The 18,456-nt window shown below is 71.2% G+C and carries 15 protein-coding genes and 1 tRNA gene; 11 read left to right on the forward strand and 5 right to left on the reverse strand.

The genetic code is table 11. The annotated features are described in order from the left end of the window. Positions 1-5: 5 nt before the first annotated feature. On the reverse strand, positions 6-2,429 hold the full coding sequence (locus OG714_RS41285) for an SCO7613 C-terminal domain-containing membrane protein (protein WP_406128826.1): 2,424 nt from the start codon (positions 2,427-2,429) through the stop codon (positions 6-8). 66 nt (positions 2,430-2,495) lie between these two features. Between OG714_RS41285 and OG714_RS41290 the strand changes: the two genes are divergently transcribed. Together OG714_RS41290 and OG714_RS41295 are read left to right on the forward strand one after the other, a co-directional pair. Then, entirely contained in the window at positions 2,496-2,942 is a 447-nt protein-coding gene (locus OG714_RS41290) for an SRPBCC family protein (RefSeq protein WP_406128828.1), read from the forward strand. 53 nt (positions 2,943-2,995) lie between these two features. Then, positions 2,996-3,067, forward strand: a tRNA-Val gene (locus OG714_RS41295). A 70-nt stretch (positions 3,068-3,137) separates the two neighbouring features. Here OG714_RS41295 and OG714_RS41300 read toward each other — a convergent pair. After that, positions 3,138-3,866 (reverse strand): 3'-5' exonuclease, encoded by a 729-nt coding sequence (locus tag OG714_RS41300; protein WP_406128829.1) that lies wholly within the window; start codon positions 3,864-3,866, stop codon positions 3,138-3,140. Between the two features lie 169 nt (positions 3,867-4,035). On the opposite strand from OG714_RS41300, the gene OG714_RS41305 reads away from it, so the two are divergent. The 3 genes from OG714_RS41305 (at position 4,036) to thrS (ending at position 7,923) form a co-directional block, all read left to right on the forward strand. Beyond that, a complete protein-coding gene (locus OG714_RS41305; protein ID WP_019059792.1) occupies positions 4,036-4,602 on the forward strand; it encodes a DUF4365 domain-containing protein in 567 nt (188 codons plus the stop codon). Then, positions 4,599-5,834 carry a hypothetical protein gene (locus OG714_RS41310; protein WP_406128831.1) on the forward strand — a complete coding sequence of 412 codons (1,236 nt, stop codon included), beginning with the start codon at positions 4,599-4,601 and terminating at the stop codon, positions 5,832-5,834. Before OG714_RS41305 ends, OG714_RS41310 begins: the two co-directional genes overlap by 4 nt. Positions 5,835-5,946: 112 nt before the next feature. After that, positions 5,947-7,923, forward strand: a complete 1,977-nt coding sequence (gene thrS, locus OG714_RS41315) for a threonine--tRNA ligase (protein ID WP_406128833.1) — start codon at positions 5,947-5,949, stop codon at positions 7,921-7,923. Between the two features lie 52 nt (positions 7,924-7,975). Here thrS and OG714_RS41320 read toward each other — a convergent pair whose 3' ends face one another. Next, the gene (locus OG714_RS41320; RefSeq protein WP_406128835.1) at positions 7,976-8,632 is read right to left on the reverse strand and encodes a potassium channel family protein; all 657 of its coding nucleotides are present in this window, start codon (positions 8,630-8,632) and stop codon (positions 7,976-7,978) included. Between the two features lie 67 nt (positions 8,633-8,699). Between OG714_RS41320 and OG714_RS41325 the strand changes: the two genes are divergently transcribed. Next, positions 8,700-9,260 carry an HIT domain-containing protein gene (locus OG714_RS41325; RefSeq protein WP_033282250.1) on the forward strand — a complete coding sequence of 187 codons (561 nt, stop codon included), beginning with the start codon at positions 8,700-8,702 and terminating at the stop codon, positions 9,258-9,260. A 25-nt stretch (positions 9,261-9,285) separates the two neighbouring features. On the opposite strand, the gene OG714_RS41330 is transcribed toward OG714_RS41325, so the two are convergent. Further along, positions 9,286-10,953 (reverse strand): hypothetical protein, encoded by a 1,668-nt coding sequence (locus OG714_RS41330; RefSeq protein WP_406128836.1) that lies wholly within the window; start codon positions 10,951-10,953, stop codon positions 9,286-9,288. 333 nt (positions 10,954-11,286) lie between these two features. Then, positions 11,287-13,482 carry an elongation factor G-like protein EF-G2 gene (locus OG714_RS41335; protein ID WP_406128838.1) on the reverse strand — a complete coding sequence of 732 codons (2,196 nt, stop codon included), beginning with the start codon at positions 13,480-13,482 and terminating at the stop codon, positions 11,287-11,289. 233 nt (positions 13,483-13,715) lie between these two features. Here OG714_RS41335 and pgsA point away from each other — a divergent pair, with 233 nt between their 5' ends. The 5 genes from pgsA to OG714_RS41360 are packed head-to-tail and all read left to right on the forward strand — an operon-like array spanning position 13,716 to position 18,090. Further along, entirely contained in the window at positions 13,716-14,459 is a 744-nt protein-coding gene (pgsA, locus tag OG714_RS41340; protein WP_406132124.1) for a phosphatidylinositol phosphate synthase, read from the forward strand. Beyond that, positions 14,456-15,367, forward strand: coding sequence for a phosphatidylinositol mannoside acyltransferase (locus OG714_RS41345; RefSeq protein ID WP_406128840.1), 912 nt, complete (start codon positions 14,456-14,458; stop codon positions 15,365-15,367). Before pgsA ends, OG714_RS41345 begins: the two co-directional genes overlap by 4 nt. After that, positions 15,364-16,524: a glycosyltransferase family 4 protein gene (locus OG714_RS41350; protein ID WP_406128842.1), complete on the forward strand. Its 1,161-nt coding sequence runs from the start codon at positions 15,364-15,366 to the stop codon at positions 16,522-16,524. Before OG714_RS41345 ends, OG714_RS41350 begins: the two co-directional genes overlap by 4 nt. A 47-nt stretch (positions 16,525-16,571) precedes the next feature. After that, entirely contained in the window at positions 16,572-17,522 is a 951-nt protein-coding gene (locus OG714_RS41355) for a formylglycine-generating enzyme family protein (RefSeq protein ID WP_406132125.1), read from the forward strand. Between the two features lie 25 nt (positions 17,523-17,547). Next, positions 17,548-18,090 carry a hypothetical protein gene (locus tag OG714_RS41360; protein WP_406128844.1) on the forward strand — a complete coding sequence of 181 codons (543 nt, stop codon included), beginning with the start codon at positions 17,548-17,550 and terminating at the stop codon, positions 18,088-18,090. Positions 18,091-18,456 lie beyond the last annotated feature (366 nt).

Genomic DNA, 18,456 nt, shown 5'->3' on the forward strand with positions numbered 1-18,456 from the left:
CAGGGCTAGTTCATCCTCCCCAGCACGTCCCGCACCCGCCGGGCGTCCCGGATCCGCTGCTCGTACGTCGCGCCGAGTGCGAGCAGCAGGGCTCCGGCGAGGGCGGGCGGCGCCCAGCGCGGGAGGGCACCGACGGCCTGGGCGATGTACGGGGCGAGTTCGTGCAGCGTGTCCAGTACGAGGGTGGCGCCGCCGAGGAGGAGCGGTGCCTGGAGGCGGTGGCGTGCGCCGATCAGGGTGACCAGCAGCGCGGCCGTGCCCAGCAGGAGCGGGCGGGTCCAGTGGGCGTCGGCCCAGGCCGCGAGGAGGCTCGGGGCGAGGGTGGCGGCGAGTCCGGGGCCGTACGCCGTCCAGGACGAGGTGCTCGGCTCGCGGCGCCTGCGCAACGCGCCCACCAGCAGCGCCGGGACGGTCACCGCCAGCGTGTACGCCTCGGGGCTGCCGACGTCCCATGCGGACAGGCGTACCCAGGTGGCGAGGATGAAGAGGACGGCGGCCGCGTAGCCGACGGTCCTGCGCTCGGGCCGTAGCGCCGTGCCCGCCGCGATCACTCCGCAGAGGGACAACACCAGGGCCAGCATGGGCAGTTCGGCGCCCGCGAGGCCGATCGCCAGCACGCTCGCGACGGCGCCCGAGATCTCGACCACCAGCGTCGTCACCGGATCGGTGAGGCGCGCGGCGAGCAGCGCGGCCGTCACCGGTACGGCGAGCACCAGCAACGCGGTGTGCTGCGGCTGCCAGTCGAGGGCCGCACCGACCGCGCAGGCCAGGGCAGTCGCGTACCCCAGGGAGAAGCCCGCGGTGACCGGTGCGAGGCGCCCGCGCCAGGCCGCGCCCGCCGACAGGGCGGTCAGTGAGGCGAGTACGGCGAGCGTGGCCGGTTCGGAGGCCAGCGAGAGGGCGGCGAGGCTGAGGGAGGTGAACAGGGCGAGGGCGGTGGCGATGCGGTGCGTGAGCGAGAGCAGGGCCACCACGACGAGCCCGTCCACCAACAGGCCGACAGCGTACGGAAGTTGCAGTGCGGTCGGGATGATCATCGCTGTCGTCCACACCAGGGACAGGGCGGCGGCGCGGGCCCGGGGCCGCCACACGGTGCTGCGAACCGCGAACGCGAGTACTCCGGCGACCGCGACGAGCACCAAGGGAGCGGTGGTCTCGTGCGCGGGCCACGCGATGTCCACCGTCACCGCGGCACGCGCGTCGTCCGGCGCGCCGGACCAGACGCGGGAGAGCCACGCGGCCGGGCCGAACAGGGTGGTGACGACGGCCGGCAGGGTCAACAGCAGCGCGATCCCTTGTACGCCGACGGAGGCCAGGCCGAGACCGCGGCGCACCGGCTCGGGCAGCGAGCCCCGTACGAGCGCCAACAGGCCCATCCCACAGGCCAGATAGCCCAGAACCGCCCAGTCGTAGGGCAACGGCACCCGCAGCACGCCACCGAGCGCGGCGACCACGAGCAGGCCGCCCGTCGTGGCCGCACCCGTCCGCAGCCCCGGGCTCGGGACGAGCCACGCGGCGGCGAACACGCCCGCCGCGGCGAGGACCAGGAGAGCCGTCGCACGGGCGGTGGCGCCCGGACCGGCCGCGGACAAGGAGATCAGGCCGGCCGTCAGCACGCCCAGGCCGCCCAGACCGAACGCACCGCCCACGGCGACGAAACGAACGGCCTTCGGGGAGACCCGGAGCGCGATCATCATGTCCATCGCGGCGGTCACCAGCATCGCGGCCGTGACCGTGTGCGCGCCTCCACCGGCCGCTACCACCCAGAGGATCAAGGGGAGTTGGGCGACCACGAGCGCCGAGGGAAGAGGCAGGAGAAGGGTGCGCGCGGTGGTCGGTTCCCCGCGGGTGACGGCCGGGCTCGGGAGCGCCGCCATGCCGATGCCGTACGCCGTCCACAGCGCGGCCAGCAGGGTCGTCGCCGCTGCCGCGAACGTCGCGCCGTCCCCGTCCGGGAAGGCGACCTCGTGCAGCGCGTACGTGTCCAGCACCGTCAGGACCAGGCCGAGACCCGCGAGCGACTCGGCCGTGGAGCGCAGGCCCCGGCGCAGCAGCGCGACCGGCGCGCCGAGCGTCGCCAGGGTCACCGCGCCGAGCACGAGGGCCCGGCCCGCGATCCCCATGCTCCCCCAACTGACCAGCGTGAACGCGATCGCCGCGAGGGTGAGCAGGGCGGCGCCGAGCAGGAGCAGCACGTTCTGCACGCTCGGCGCGGTGGCCTCACGCCGGGGCGGTGCGGCGGACGGCGGTGTCACGGGCGCGGGCCAGGCCGGCTGGAGCACGGTCAGCAGCCAGGCGCGCCGGTGCAGCAACTGCGCGCGGCGGGCGTCCAGTTGGTGCAGCTCGGCGTCCAGGATCCGCAACTCGACGGCCGGAGGCGGGATGTGGGTCATGTCTCGGAGTGTGCTGCCCGTCACGCCGTACGACATGAGCGCACGTACTCAAAACGTACTCAGGTATCGGGAGACGGCCCCCTGAGCGGGCAGACTCCCGCCATGGACTGGACCCATTACCGCTTCCGCGCCCGGTGGTCCCTGCCCGCGCCGCCCGCCGTCGTGTACCCGGTCCTGGAACGGGCCGAGGATTATCCCCGCTGGTGGCCGCAGGTGCGCGAGGTCGACCGGATCGACGACACGACCGGCGTCATCCACATCCGCGCGAGCCTGCCGTACGTCCTGACCTTCACCGCGCGCGAAGTGCGGCGCGATCCGGACGCCGGGGTGCTGGAGATCGCGATGACCGGCGATCTGGTGGGCTGGGCGCGGTGGACGCTCACGGCCGACGGCTCCGGCACGCTCGCCCGCTACGACCAGGAGGTCGACCTGAACCGGCCGTCGCTCAGGCGGTTCGCCGTACCCGGGCGGCCGGTGTTCCGCCTCAACCACGCGCTGATGATGCGGGCCGGACGACGCGGGCTCCGCGCACACCTGGCGGCGGTCTGACCGAAGCGGTTTGAAGGAAACCGGCGGGGGCCTGTATTGTTCGGTGCGTTCCCGGGCGATTAGCTCAGTGGGAGAGCGCTTCGTTCACACCGAAGAGGTCACTGGTTCGAACCCAGTATCGCCCACCGGGAAAGGCCGGTCCGCAGCAGCGGACCGGCTTTTTGCTGTCCCTGTACGGCTGTTCGGCCCGTGCGGCTATGCGGCCTCCGCCGTCAGGTCCGGGCGCAGTGGCCACGACTGGTCCACCGATTCCGGGGTGCCGCTGCGGGCGAACCAGGCCTGGAGACCGCGTGCTTGGGCCGCGTGCCACGTCGACTGCAGGGTGTGCAGCTCGGCGGGGGACAGGCGTTCCAGACGGGTCGCGAAGCGGCGGCCCAGGGCGCGTACGACCTCCAGGGAGGCCAGTGCGTCCGCGCCCGCGTCGTGCGCGCCGTCCAGCGTGACGCCGTAGTGCGCGCACAGGTCGGTGAGGGTGCGGCGGCCCTTGCGGTAGCGGTCCAGGTGTTTGTCCAGGACCCGGGGATCCATGACCCGCAGCGCCGTCGACTCGAACCAGTGGTCCAGCGTGCACGCGCGGTGGCGGCGCAGCTCGCGGTCCAGCAGGGTCAGGTCGAACGGTGCGTTCATGACCACCAACGGGCGTCCCATCGCTGCCTGTTCGGCCAGCTCGTCGGCTATCTCGTGCATCACCGGCGCGGGCCAGCGGCCGTTGCGCTGAAGATGCTCGTCCGTCAGTCCATGGATCGCCGTCGCCCCGGCGGGCACCGGCACCCCCGGGTTCACCAGCCACCGGGTCACCCGGGGACGGGTACCGGGGGCGTCCTGGACGACCACGGCGGCCGACACGATCCGGTCGGTCTCCACATCCACGCCCGTGGTCTCCGTGTCGAACGCGGCCAACGGGCCCTCGTACCAGCACGTCATACGTACACAACTCCTCGTTCACCCACGGCAGCTGACGTACCGTCTTCTGCCTGTTTGGTGATACCCGGGCTGTTTGCGCCATACGCCGGAAGGAGACAACAGGAGTACGGGTCTTTGCAGTTCAGCGACCCGGCACCGGGATACACCTGAACTCGGAAGGCTGTTGGCCATGGTGATAGCGCAGCCCGAGCGGGGCGGGCTGCTGCCCGAACGGACGGCACCCCAGCGCGGATCGCTCGCCACCACCGCCTGCATGGAGACTCTGCAGGTGGGCTATCTGCACGCCGTCGCCGCCGCGGCAGGCTGCTCGCTGTCGCAACCCTTTCCGGACAACGGCATCGACTGGCACGTCAGTCACGGCTCGCCCGGGCACACGGTGGACGACGAGGTCACGATAAAAGTGCAGCTCAAGTGCACCTATCAGATCCCGCCGAATCCGCCGGGACGTTCCTTCTCCTTCACGCTCGACAACGACCATCTGCGCAAGCTCGCCCGCACACCGGTCTCGGTGCACAAGATCCTGGTCGTGATGCTCGTCCCGCGTTCCCAGGACGACTGGCTGCGCGCCAGCCACGACCGGCTCGACCTGCGGCACTGCTGCTACTGGGTCAACCTCGCCGGCCACGCGATCACCGGCAGGACCCGGACCACCGTGCGCATACCGACCTCGCGCATCTTCGACGACCGGGCGCTGTGCGAGATCATGACGCGGGTCGGGACGGGAGGCAGGCCATGAGGCACCGTTCGGTCGAGGAACACCTGCGGGCGGTACGACCGCATCCCGACGACCACGCCGACGACGCGTCCTGGGACCGCGCTCCCGAACCCGGCGAGGTCGACCCCGCCGTCCTCGGCGCCCTGCTGCGCCGGCACGGCTGGCAGCGGCGCGGCGGAGCCGCCGGACGGTACGGCCGCTGGACCCCACCCGGGCCCGGCGGCTCGGGGACCAGCCTGCTGGTCCCCGAGAGCCGGGCCTTCCCCGACAGCGACGATCTTCTCGGCGAGGCGCTCATCGCGCTCGCCCGCAGCAACACCCCCTCCGCCCGCGAGGTCCTCGTCGGCCTCGCCGTATCGAGCGACGAGATCCGCTGGTGGCGCGACATCCCGACCGGACCGGCAGGCGCCGCGCCCTGGACCGTCGAGGAACAACTCCGCGCCGCCGCCCGCCAGATGCTGCTCGCCGCCGCACTCGCCACACGCGCGCGTGCGGGCTACTACGGCGCCCGCCACCGCCGCCCGGCCGCCGCGTCCCTGGACCACGTCCTCGTCGGCTCCGCGCCCGGCGGCCGCCAGCTCACCGCGTTCGTCCCCGTCGACACCGGCCGCGCCCTCGCCGTACGCCTCCACCAGGCCCTGTACGCCACCCGCGAGGCCATCGACTACGAGCGGGCCACCGGCGGCATGGACGCCTTCGACGGGGCCGTGGAGGCGGGAGTCAGCCGGGAGTTGACCGAGGCCGTCGTCGTGCTCGTGCGTGGCACCGAGGGCGCGCGCATCGCCGTCGAGTGGGCGCCCGGCGCGGGGGTCCCCGAGGGCTGCGCCGCCCCCGCCGAGGCCGTCGAGTTCTCGCCCGGGGACCTGCCCGTGCTGCGCGCGGCCGGGGCCCGTTATCTGCGCGAGGAACCTGCCATGCCCGTGCGCATCACCGGCTCGGTGGTGCGGATGCGCAGGTCGGGGCCGCGCGGCGAGGGCACCGTACGGATGCAGGTGATCGCCGGCGCCGAGGTCGGGCACGTCCGGATGACGCTGGACGAGGAGTCGTACCGGATAGCCGGGCACGCCCATCTCGTCGGGCTGCCGGTGCGGGTGCACGGGCGGCTGGAGAGCCGGGGCGGGTTCCGTCGGCTCACCGGCGCCTCCGGGGTCGTACCCGTGCAGGTGGACGAGGCGGAGCGGGACCGGTTGATGAAGTCCCTCCAGGAGAATCTCGACTTCTTCGAGGAGGCGTGCAGCGGGGAGGAGGGCTGAGCCGGGGGAGTGGGGCGACTGTTTCGCGGTGGGCCCCTTAGGGTCGGTACGATCCCCTATTGCGCGCGCTCACGGTATGGCGCCGCATCCACCCTGTAGTCAGGAGAGACCCGTGTCAGACGTCCGTGTGATCATCCAACGCGATTCCGAGCGGGAAGAGCGCACGGTGACGACGGGCACCACGGCCGCGGAGCTCTTCGCCGGCGAGCGCTCGATCATCGCCGCGCGCGTGGCCGGGGAGCTCAAGGACCTGGCGTACGAGGTGAAGGACGGGGAGGAGGTCGAGCCCGTCGAGATCTCCTCCACCGACGGCCTGAACATCCTGCGCCACTCCACCGCGCACGTCATGGCGCAGGCCGTGCAGGAGCTGTTCCCCGAGGCCAAGCTGGGCATCGGCCCGCCGGTCAAGGACGGCTTCTACTACGACTTCGACGTCGAGCGGCCGTTCACGCCCGAGGATCTCAAGGCCATCGAGAAGAAGATGCAGGAGATCCAGAAGCGCGGGCAGAAGTTCTCCCGTCGCGTGGTCACCGACGAGGACGCCCGCGAAGAGCTGGCGAACGAGCCGTACAAGCTCGAACTGATCGGTATCAAGGGTTCCGCGTCGACCGACGACGGCGCGGACGTCGAGGTCGGCGGCGGCGAGCTGACGATCTACGACAACCTCGACGCCAAGACCGGCGACCTGTGCTGGAAGGACCTCTGCCGAGGCCCGCACCTGCCCACCACGCGCAACATCCCGGCGTTCAAGCTGATGCGCAACGCGGCCGCCTACTGGCGCGGCAGCGAGAAGAACCCCATGCTCCAGCGCATCTACGGCACCGCCTGGCCCTCCAAGGAGGAGCTGAAGGCGCACCTCGACTTCCTGGTCGAGGCCGAGAAGCGCGACCACCGCAAGCTGGGCAGCGAGCTCGACCTGTTCTCCATCCCGGAGCAGATCGGCTCCGGCCTCGCCGTCTTCCACCCCAAGGGCGGTGTCGTCCGCCGGGTCATGGAGGACTACTCGCGGCGCCGCCACGAGGAGGAGGGCTACGAGTTCGTCTACACCCCGCACGCGACGAAGGGGAAGCTCTTCGAGACGTCCGGGCACCTGGACTGGTACGCCGACGGCATGTACCCGCCCATGCAGCTCGACGAGGGCGTGGACTACTACCTCAAGCCCATGAACTGCCCGATGCACAACCTGATCTTCGACGCGCGTGGCCGCTCGTACCGTGAACTGCCGCTGCGCCTCTTCGAGTTCGGGACCGTGTACCGGTACGAGAAGTCGGGCGTCGTGCACGGTCTGACCCGCGCGCGCGGCTTCACGCAGGACGACGCGCACATCTACTGCACCCGCGAGCAGATGGCCGACGAGCTGGACAAGACGCTCACGTTCGTCCTCAACCTGCTGCGGGACTACGGCCTGACGGACTTCTACCTGGAACTGTCCACCAAGGACCCGGAGAAGTTCGTCGGCTCGGACGAGGTCTGGGAAGAGGCCACCGAGACGCTGCGCCAGGTCGCCGAGAAGCAGGGGCTGCCGCTGGTGCCCGACCCGGGTGGCGCCGCGTTCTACGGTCCGAAGATCTCCGTCCAGACGAAGGACGCGATCGGGCGGACCTGGCAGATGTCCACCGTCCAGCTGGACTTCAACCTGCCGGAGCGGTTCGACCTGGAGTACACGGGTCCCGACGGGTCCAAGCAGCGGCCGGTCATGATCCACCGTGCGCTGTTCGGTTCCATCGAGCGGTTCTTCGCGGTGCTCCTTGAGCACTACGCGGGTGCGTTCCCGGCGTGGCTGGCGCCGGTGCAGGCGGTCGGGATCCCGATCGGGGACGGGCATGTCGAGTACCTGGAGAAGTTCGCCGTAGCGGCCAAGAAGAAGGGGCTGCGCGTCGAGGTCGACTCGTCCTCGGACCGGATGCAGAAGAAGATCCGCAACGCGCAGAAGCAGAAGGTGCCGTTCATGGTCATCGTCGGCGACGAGGACATGAACGCGGGGACGGTGTCCTTCCGTTACCGCGACGGCTCGCAGGAGAACGGCATCGCGTTCGACGCGGCCATCGCGAAGATCGAGCAGGTCGTGGCGGACAGGGCGCAGGTCTGAGTCTGCTGTCGCAGGTCTGAGTCTGCTGTTGTTCGGGAGGCCCTCGGGGAGTTCAGATCCCCGGGGGCCTCTCGTCGTCCTCCCGCGTGAAGACCTGGAGCAGCCAGGAGGCGAAGGTCCCCGTGACCGCGCCGAGCAGGGCCAGGCCGATGGCCATCATGCCCACGGCGATGAGGCGGCCGAGCGGGGTGACCGGAGCCACGTCGCCGTAGCCGACGGTCGCGAAGGTCGCGCAGGTCCACCACACGGCGTCGCCGAACGTCCTTATCGTCGCGCCCGGGGCCGCGTGTTCCTCGTAGTAGACGGAGAGGGCGCCGGCGAAGCCCAGCAGGACGGTGGACAGGCCGGCGTAGACCATCACGCGCGCGTGCAGGGCGAGTCGGGGCTGTCCGTGCCGTCGCTGGACGGCCTCGTAGACCCTGACGACCCGCAGCGGTCGCAGCAGGGGCAGGAGCAGGACCAGGGTGTCCAGCCAGTGCGTGCGGACGAAGCGCAGCCGCTGCCCGCTCAGCCGCCAGCGGACCGCGTAGTCGACGGCGAAGAGCGCCCAGGCGGCGAACAGCACGGCGAGGCAGAGGTCCCGCCAGGTGTCCGGGAGGCCGTGGGCCAGGATGCGGACCGCGTACGCGGCGAGGAAGACCATCGACGCCACGGCGAGGGGGACCTCCGTGCGCTGCTCCCAGCGGGCCTTGCGGCTGTCGTCGTCCATCGGCCCAGCTTGGCGCGGGAGGGGTTTCGCGCAACCCCGGCGACACGCCGCGAACGGGCGAAGCCATATGCTTCCTTGCATGACGAGTGAGCCGGAGCAGCAGATCGGAGTGGGCACGCCGGACGCGTTCCAGCGCCTCTGGACGCCCCACCGGATGGCCTACATCCAGGGTGAGAACAAGCCGACCGGCCCCGGTGCCGACGACGGTTGCCCCTTCTGCTCGATTCCGGCGAAATCGGACGAGGACGGGCTGATCGTCAGGCGTGGTGAGCTGGTGTACGGGGTGCTCAATCTGTACCCGTACAACGGCGGCCATCTGATGGTCGTGCCCTACCGTCACGTCGCGGACTACACCGACCTGACGGACGCCGAGACCGTGGAGCTGGCCGCGCTCACCAAGCAGGCGATGACGGCCCTGCGTACCGCGTCCGGCGCGCACGGCTTCAACATCGGCATGAACCAGGGGAGCGTGGCGGGCGCGGGTATCGCCGCCCACCTGCACCAGCACATCGTCCCGCGCTGGGGCGGCGACACGAACTTCATGCCGGTGGTCGGCCACACGAAGGTGCTGCCCCAACTCCTCGCGGACACGCGGAAGATGCTCGCGGACGCGTGGCCCACGGCGTGAGCCACGCGGCGCCCTGCGGGGACGCTTACGCGTCGTAGAGGTCTGCTTTCCTCGGTGACGCGTCCTGCACGCTCGTGCTGAGGAACGACGAGCGGTTGCCGAACTTCTCCGTGTCCACGCCGTTCTCCTCCAGGACGCGGATCGCCGCGGCGTGGACCACGCGCAGGACCGGTGTCGCGGCGCGCAGCGCGTCGTCCGCCATGAAGCGGTGGCGCCAGGGCTGGTCGGCCCAGGCGTGCCGCAGGCCGAACGGCTCGGGCAGGGATATGGAACCGCCGAGCCAGTTCAGCAGCGGCGGGTACCAGGTGATCGGGGCGCGGACGGCGAGGCGTACGACCTCGTCGGCGGGGACGAGCGGGAGCTTGACCTTGCGGGTCTCCCAGGGCTTGAGGGTCTTCTGGACGTCCTTCGAGGGGGCCTCGGGCTTGCCGGTGAACAGCGAGTTCACGGGGCCCAGGGCGTGCCCGGTGATCTCGATGCGCAGCGTCTTGTGCAGCACGGTGACCGTGATCATCATGGTGATGATCAACTGTCCTTCCCAGAGCGTCCATTGGACGCCCAGGTAGTGGCGGTCGCCGGCGCCGAACTGCTGCTTGTTGCAGATGTCCTGTATCGCGTGCGTCTTGACCTGGTACGCGTCGACGTCCGTGCCCTCGGGCCGGGACACGGCCTTGGCACCCTCGCCGATCGGCGTGACGACCCAGTGGCGTATGGACGCCTTGGGGAAGCCGCCGGTGTTGATGGTGTTCCGCTCCAGCATGCGCAGGTCGTCATGGATGTTGCGGATGACGTCCCAGCTGCGGAAGGGGTGGATCTCCCGGGCGGCGTCCCGCGCGATCAGGTCCTCGGCGAGCTGCCAGCTGCCCCAGCGGGTGCCCATGCCGAGGATGCCCTTGGGGCCGGCGTAGAAGATCGAGTTGGACTGCTGCTCGGCGCTGAGCTTGGCGAGGGACTGGCGGAGCTGCTCGGCCTGGGTCTCCCCGGGGCTGGTCGGCACCGCCTCGGGGACCTTGGCGCCGACGCTGCTGCCCGACAGCAGGCTGTCCCAGCGCCCGCGCAGGTCCTTCGCGGTGTTCTCGCAGACCTGCTTGGCCCACAGCCAGCCGACCACCGGGAGGACGACGCACGCGCGTGCGTACCAGGCCCAGAAGCCGGTGAACGGCATCTTGATCAGGAAGATCACGGCGACGGCGCCCACGGCCACCAGCAGGGTCGTGGCGATCGCGCCGGCCCTCTTGTTGGTCTGGGTGCGCTTGTCGACCATGCTGCGCAGCTGGAAGATCAGCAGCCAGACGACGAGCCCGGGCAGGAAGAGCAGGCCGCACAGCACCATGATCATGGACAGCCTGTTGTCCCGCGCCCGGCGGATGTTGTTGGCGGCCAGGGCATGCTCGACGACGGCCTGCGGTTCGGTGCCGAACGACTGGATCAGCGGCTTGCGCCCCTGGCCGAGCATGCGGGCCACCAGGGCTCCGGAGAACGCCTCACCCAGGTTCGGGCGGAAGATCGTCGCCCACTTGCGGCCGTCGTTGACGGCCGTCTGGTGCCATTCGTTGTCGGCCTTCTTGATGTCGCCCACCGGGTTGTCCCGGTAGGCCGCCGAGGCCAGCGCGTAGGTCGCCGTCTGCCCCTCGTCGCCGGTACGCGGCACCTGTGGTCCGAAGATGTCCGCGTAACCGCTGTCAACGGTCATTCCCGCCCCCCGATCGCCGCTGTTCCCGCTTCTGCGGCTTTCCCGACTTCCTTGCTCCGCACACCTGTTGATCAGGTCATCAGCGTATCGGCAGCCACTGACATTCGTCAGCGGACGACCGAAGCCCCTCTTTTTGGCTCGTTCGCCTCCCGGGCGCTCTCAGCCGGTGTCGAGTGCCCGACCGTGCTCAGCCCTTCGGGCCTCCGCGCGCTCGACCTCTCGACACCGGCGCGCCCGTACGGCTCACTCGCGCCGCTGACCCGGAGGAAAGTGTTCCGTTTAAGCCACTTGTGGGCCGTCGCACGCCACAAGTGAGCCGTTCGGCATCAACTGCTAGGCGTCGCCCGCCTCTTCACGGATCCGCTCGGCGATCTGCGCAGGCATCGGCTCATGGCGGGCGTACGTGCGGTTGAAGCGCGCGGTGCCGTGCGAGAGGGAGCGGAGGTCGACGGCGTAGCGGCCGATCTCGATCTCCGGCACCTCGGCCCGGATGAGCGTGCGCCCACCGGTCGTCTGCTCGGTGCCGAGCACCCGGCCGCGCCGCCCGGACAGGTCGCTCATCACGGCGCCCACGTAGTCGTCGCCGACCAGCACGGTCACCTCGGCCACCGGTTCCAGGAGATGGATCCTCGCGTCGATCGCGGCCTCCCGCAGGGCCAGCGCGCCGGCCGTCTGGAACGCGGCGTCCGAGGAGTCCACCGAGTGCGCCTTGCCGTCCAGGAGCGTGATCCGTACGTCGAGAAGCGGATGCCCGGCGGCAACTCCCCTGGCGGCCTGGGCCCTTACGCCCTTCTCCACCGACGGGATGAACTGCCGGGGCACCGCACCGCCGATGACCTTGTCCACGAACTCGATGCCCGTGCCGCCCGGCAGCGGTTCGACCTCGATCTCGCAGATCGCGAACTGCCCGTGCCCGCCCGACTGTTTGACGTGCCGGCCGCGCCCCTGCGCCTTGGCGGCGAACGTCTCCCGTAGGGAGACCTTGTGCGGCACGAGGTCGACCTGGACGCCGTAGCGACTGCGCAGCCGTTCCAGGGCGACGTCCGCGTGGGCCTCGCCGAGGCACCACAGGACGACCTGGTGGGTGTCCTGGTTCTGTTCCAGGCGCATGGTCGGGTCCTCGGCGACGAGCCTGCTCAGGCCCTGCGAGAGCTTGTCCTCGTCCGCCTTGCTGTGCGCCTGGATGGCGAGCGGCAGCAGCGGGTCGGGCATCTCCCAGGGCTCCATGAGCAGCGGGTCGTCCTTGGCCGAAAGCGTGTCCCCGGTCTCCGCGCGGCCCAGCTTCGCCACGCACGCGAGGTCGCCCGCGATGCAGTGCGTGAGCGCCCGCTGCTGTTTGCCGAAGGGCGCGGACAGGGAGCCGACGCGTTCGTCGACGTCGTGGTCCTCGTGCCCGCGGTCGGCGAGCCCGTGCCCGGAGACATGGACGGTCGCGTCGGGCCGCAGCGTCCCGGAGAAGACGCGGACCAAGGAGACCCGGCCGACGTACGGGTCGGAGGCGGTCTTCACGACCTCGGCGACCAGCGGCCCGTTCGGGTCGCACGGCTTGAGCTCCCGCGCCCTGCCGTCGACCGTGGTGACCCCGGGCGCCGCGCGCTCCAGCGGGGTCGGGAAGCCGCCCGTGATCAGCTCCAGCAGCTCGACCGTGCCGAGGCCCTGCCGGGCGCCCTCGGCGGCGGGAGCGGCCGCCAGAACGGGGAAGAAGACCCCGCGCGCGACGGCCCGCTCCAGGTCGCCGATGAGCGTCTTGACGTCGATGTCCTCGCCGCCGAGATAGCGGTCCATGAGGGTCTCGTCCTCGCTCTCCGCGATGATCCCCTCGATGAGCCGGTTGCGGGCCTCCTCGATCCGCGGCAGCTGCTCGGGCCCGGGCTCGGACTCCTTGCGCTCCCCGGACGCGTAGTCGAACACCTTCTGCGACAGCAGCCCGACCAGACCGGCCACGGGCGCGTGCCCGTCCGGCCCCGGCGCGCCGTGCAGCGGCAGATACAGCGGGAGTACGGCGTCGGGGTCGTCCGCGCCGAACGCCTCCGCGCAGTTTCGGGTCATCCCCTCGAAGTCCGCGCGCGCGGACTCCAGATGCGTGATGACGATGGCGCGCGGCATGCCGACCGCCGCGCACTCCTCCCACACCATGCGGGTCGAGCCGTCCACGCCGTCGGAGGCCGAGACGACGAAGAGGGCCGCGTCCGCCGCTCGCAGACCGGCCCTCAACTCCCCGACGAAATCGGCGTATCCGGGAGTATCGAGAAGATTGACCTTGTACCCGTCCCACTCGACGGGCACCAGGGAGAGCTGCACCGAGCGCTGCTGCCGGTGCTCGATCTCGTCGTAGTCGGAGACGGTGCCGCCGTCCTCCACGCGGCCCGCCCTGTTCACCGCCCCCGCGGTCAGCGCGAGGGCCTCCACCAGAGTCGTCTTGCCCGATCCGGAGTGGCCGACCAGCACCACATTCCGTACGGACGCGGGGTGGTCGGCCGCTGTAGCCCTGCCGGCGGCTCCGGGGTGTGCGTTCGCCTTGTCGCCCATGGCCTTGCCTCCCGTACACGGTGAGGTCACTGTGGGCGCGGACACACGCAGCCGCGTGCGGTGGCGGCTCCGATGACGCCCGCGGTGCTTCGAGCTTTCCACTCCCGTCACGGTGCGTCCATACAGCGGACGCGATCCGGCCGTGACACCGATGGCATCGCGTCGTGCTGAGAGCCATTCGAAACATGGGCACGCGGGTGCCCGGCCGTCGCCCACGCGTGCGCGTGGCTACGATGGGCCAGCCGGTGGCCAGCAGGGGCCGCGCGGCGACACCGACCCTCGGGAAGGCCATGCTGAACAAGTACGCGCGTGCATTCTTCACGCGTGTCCTCACGCCGTTCGCCGCGTTTCTGATCCGCCGGGGCGTCAGCCCCGACACGGTCACCCTCCTCGGTACCGCCGGAGTGGTCGCGGGCGCGCTGGTCTTCTATCCCATGGGCGAGTTCTTCTGGGGCACGGTCGTGATCACGCTGTTCGTGTTCTCCGACCTCGTCGATGGCAACATGGCCCGCCAGCTGGGCCGCTCCAGCCGCTGGGGCGCCTTCCTCGACTCCACGCTCGACCGGGTGGCCGACAGCGCGGTCTTCGGCGGACTGGCCCTCTGGTACGCGGGCGGCGGCGACAACATCGCCCTTTGCGCCGTCTCGATCTTCTGCCTGGCCAGCGGCCAGGTGGTGTCGTACACCAAGGCGCGCGGCGAGTCGATCGGTCTGCCGGTCGCCGTCAACGGTCTGGTCGAGCGGGCCGAGCGGCTCGTGATCTCGCTGGTCGCGTGCGGTCTCTCGGGACTGCACAAGTTCGGCGTCCCGGGCATCCAGTGGCTGCTGCCGATCGCGCTGTGGATCGTCGCCGTCGGCAGCCTGGTCACGCTGATCCAGCGCGTCGTCACGGTTCGCCGGGAGGCCGCGGAGGCCGACGCCACGGCGGCCGAGGAGTCCGCGTCCGCGGAACAGCACAGCAGCGGGGCGACTCCGTGAGCAGTGCCCAGGAGCGGCTGACCGACGCGCTCTACGGCCTCGGCTGGGGCGCGGTCAAGAAGCTCCCCGAGCCGGTCGCCGTCCGGCTCGGCCGCACCGTCGCCGACCTCGCCTGGAAACGCCGCGGCAAGGGCGTGCAGCGGCTGGAGAGCAACTACGCGCGCGTGGTGCCCGACGCGAGCCCCGAGCGGCTCGCCGAGCTCTCGCGCGCGGGCATGCGGTCGTACCTGCGCTACTGGATGGAGTCCTTCCGGCTGCCCGCCTGGAGCGCCGAGCGCGTGAAGGCGGGCTTCGAGCCCAAGGACGTCCACCACCTCACGGACGGCATCGCCTCCGACCGCGGTGTCATCCTCGCGCTGCCCCACATGGCCAACTGGGACCTCGCCGGCGCCTGGGTCACCACCAAGCTGGAGACCCCGTTCACCACGGTGGCCGAACGTCTCAAGCCGGAGACGCTCTACGACCGGTTCGTCGCCTACCGCGAGGGCCTCGGCATGGAGGTCCTGCCGCACAGCGGCGGCACCGCCTTCGGCACGCTCGCCCGGCGGCTGCGCGACGGCGGCCTGGTCTGCCTGGTCGCCGAGCGCGACCTGTCCGCCTCCGGGGTCGAGGTCAAGTTCTTCGGCGAGACCACCCGGATGCCCGCCGGACCGGCCCTCCTCGCCCAGCAGACGGGCGCGCTGCTGCTCCCCGTGACGCTCTGGTACGACGACTCGCCGGTCATGAAGGGGCGCGTCCACCCGCCGGTCGAGGTGCCGGAGTCAGGTGACCGGGCCGAGAAGACGTCTGTCATCACACAGGCGCTGGCAGACGCTTTCGCCACCGGCATCGCCGACCACCCGGAGGACTGGCACATGCTGCAGCGCTTGTGGCTCGCGGATCTCGATCCCACGAAGGGACCCTCGTGAGGATCGGCATCGTCTGCCCCTACTCCTGGGACGTGCCAGGCGGCGTCCAGTTCCACATCAGGGACCTCGCCGAGTACTTCATCCGGCTCGGCCACGAGGTGTCCGTGCTGGCTCCGGCCGACGACGACACCCCGCTGCCGCCGTACGTCGTCTCGGCCGGCCGCGCGGTCCCGGTGCCGTACAACGGCTCGGTGGCCCGGCTGAACTTCGGTTTCCTGTCGGCGGCCCGGGTCCGGCGCTGGCTGCACGACGGCGAGTTCGACGTCATCCACATCCACGAACCGACCTCGCCGTCCCTCGGCCTGCTCGCCTGCTGGGCGGCGCAGGGTCCGATCGTCGCCACTTTCCACACCTCGAACCCGCGCTCCCGGGCGATGATCGCCGCGTACTCGATCCTCCAGGCCGCGCTGGAGAAGATCAGCGCGCGGATCGCCGTGAGCGAGTACGCCCGCCGCACGCTCGTCGAACACCTCGGCGGGGACGCGGTCGTCATCCCGAACGGCGTCGACGTCGACTACTTCGCCCGCGCCGAGCCCAAGGCCGAGTGGCAGGGCGAGACCATCGGCTTCATAGGGCGCATCGACGAGCCCCGCAAGGGCCTCCCGGTGCTGATGAACGCCCTGCCGAAGATCCTCGCCGAGCGCCCTAACGCCCGGCTCCTGGTCGCCGGTCGCGGCGACGAGGAGGAGGCCGTCGAATCGCTGCCCAAGGAACTGCGCTCGCGCGTCGAGTTCCTCGGCATGGTCAGCGACGAGGACAAGGCCCGCTTCCTGCGCAGCATCGACCTCTACATCGCCCCCAACACCGGCGGCGAGAGCTTCGGCATCATCCTCGTCGAGGCCATGTCGGCGGGCGCCCCGGTGCTCGCCTCCGACCTGCCCGCCTTCGCCCAGGTCCTCGACCAGGGCGTCGCGGGCGAGCTGTTCGCCAACGAGGACGCGGACGCGCTCGCCGAGGCGGCCGTACGGCTGCTGGGGGACCCCGAGCGGCTGGCGGAGCTGCGGCGGAGCGGGAGCGCCCATGTGCGGCGGTTCGACTGGTCGACGGTCGGGGCCGACATCCTGTCCGTGTACGAGACGGTGACCGCCGGCGCCGCGGCCGTCGCCACCGACGAACGCACCGGACTCCGGGCACGGTTCGGACTGGCCCGGGACTGAGAGTGCCGGGGGAGGACCGCGCGGGGGCGCCGTGCTGTATGCCCCGTATGCCCTGTGCGCCCGCGCGCGGGGAGGACGGTTCGCTTTTCCAACTCGCCGCTCCGGGGGGACGGGAGGGCAGTTCGCTTTCCCAACTCACTTCTCCGGGCGGCCGATTCACCTCTCCGGCCTCTCCTGCGAGCTGTGACGACAGCCGCGCGATCGCCCTTCCCGGGGGCGAGTTCCGTATGGGCGACGCGTTCGGCGAGGGCTACCCGGAGGACGCCGAAGGGCCTGTCCGGACGGTCACCGTCGAACGGTTCCGTATCGACGCGACCGCCGTCACCAACGCGCGCTTCGCCCGGTTCGTGGAGGACACCGGATACGTCACCGAGGCGGAGCGGTACGGCAGTTCGTTCGTGTTCCACCTGCTGCTGCATCCCCGCGCGCGGGACGCCGTGTTCGGGCAGGTCGAGGCGGCACCCTGGTGGCTCGGCGTGGACGGCGCCTCCTGGAGCGCGCCGGAGGGCCCCGGCTCGGACGTCACGGGCCGCGCCGACCACCCCGTGGTGCACGTGTCGTACCACGACGCGCTCGCCTACTGCGCCTGGGCGGGCGCCCGGCTGCCCACCGAGGCCGAGTGGGAGTACGCGGCGCGCGGTGGCCAGGAGGGCCGGCGTTACCCCTGGGGCGACGACTTCGCACCGGAGCGACTCAACACCTGGCAGGGCGACTTCCCCCGGGCCAGCACCCGCCCCGGGGGCGCGACCGGCACGGTCCCGGTGGACGCGTACGAGCCCAACGGCTTCGGCCTGTTGAACACCTCGGGCAACGTGTGGGAGTGGTGCGCCGACTCCTTCGTACCGGGCGGCGCGGAGCGCGTGATCCGCGGCGGCTCGTACCTCTGTCACGCCTCCTACTGCCATCGCTACCGGGTCGCCGCCCGCTCGAAGAACACCCCCGACTCGTCCACGGGGCACGGGGGTTTCCGGTGCGCGTGGGACCTGACGGGACCGTGACCACGGGCGGGTAGCCTTGCCGCCCGTGACGCCAACCCTGATCTGGATCCTCGTCGCCCTCGTGGCGATCGGCCTGTACCTGAGCTGGACCGCGGGGCGGCTCGACCGGCTGCACGCCCGGATCGACGCGGCCCGCGCCGCACTCGACGCCCAACTGCTGCGCCGCGCCTCGGTGACCCAGGAACTGGCCACCTCCGGAGTCCTCGACCCGGCCGCCTCGATCGTCCTCTACGAGGCCGCGCACGCCGCCCGGCAGGCCGAGGAGGAGCAACGGGAGGTCGCCGAGAGCGAGTTGAGCCAGGCCCTGCGCGCCGTCTTCGCCGAGGCCCCGCAGGTCGAGGGCGTCCGCGAGGCACCCGGGGGAGAGTCGGCGGCCCGCGAACTCACCGAGGCGGTACGGCGGGTGCCCATGGCCCGGCGCTTCCACAACGACTCCGTACGCGCCGCCCGCGCCCTGCGCCGGCACCGCAAGGTCCGCTGGTTCCGGCTGGCCGGGCACGCCCCCTTCCCGATGGCCTTCGAGATGGACGACGAGCCGCCGGCGGCACTGGTGGACCGGGCCGCGTAGGGCCTGACCGGTGGATCGGGGCGCAGGAGAGGAACGGCGCCACGTCGGCCCGGTGGGCGGAGCGCAGTGCGTGCCGTGGCCAGGCGGAGGGCGACGTTGTCGTCAGCGGCTGCCACCGCGGGCGAGGCCCGGAGTGGGGGGAAGACCGGAGCGGGGGAGACCGATGCCAATGCGGCTGGGGCCATGTCCCCATGGCGGTCAGGGAGTTGGTGCCCCGTCCCGCGTCCGCGGCGTGATCCACCGACCGGGCGCTGGGGCACAGCGGTTCGAAAACGATCCACCGCCTACCCATTGGCCCTTGCTGTGGCCTGCATCTCTGACGTTTCCTCGGTACTGCAGCAACCCTCTTTCACCGAGTGAGGTCAC

The organism is Streptomyces sp. NBC_00989 (genome assembly GCF_045162655.1).
Lineage (GTDB): Bacteria > Actinomycetota > Actinomycetes > Streptomycetales > Streptomycetaceae > Streptomyces.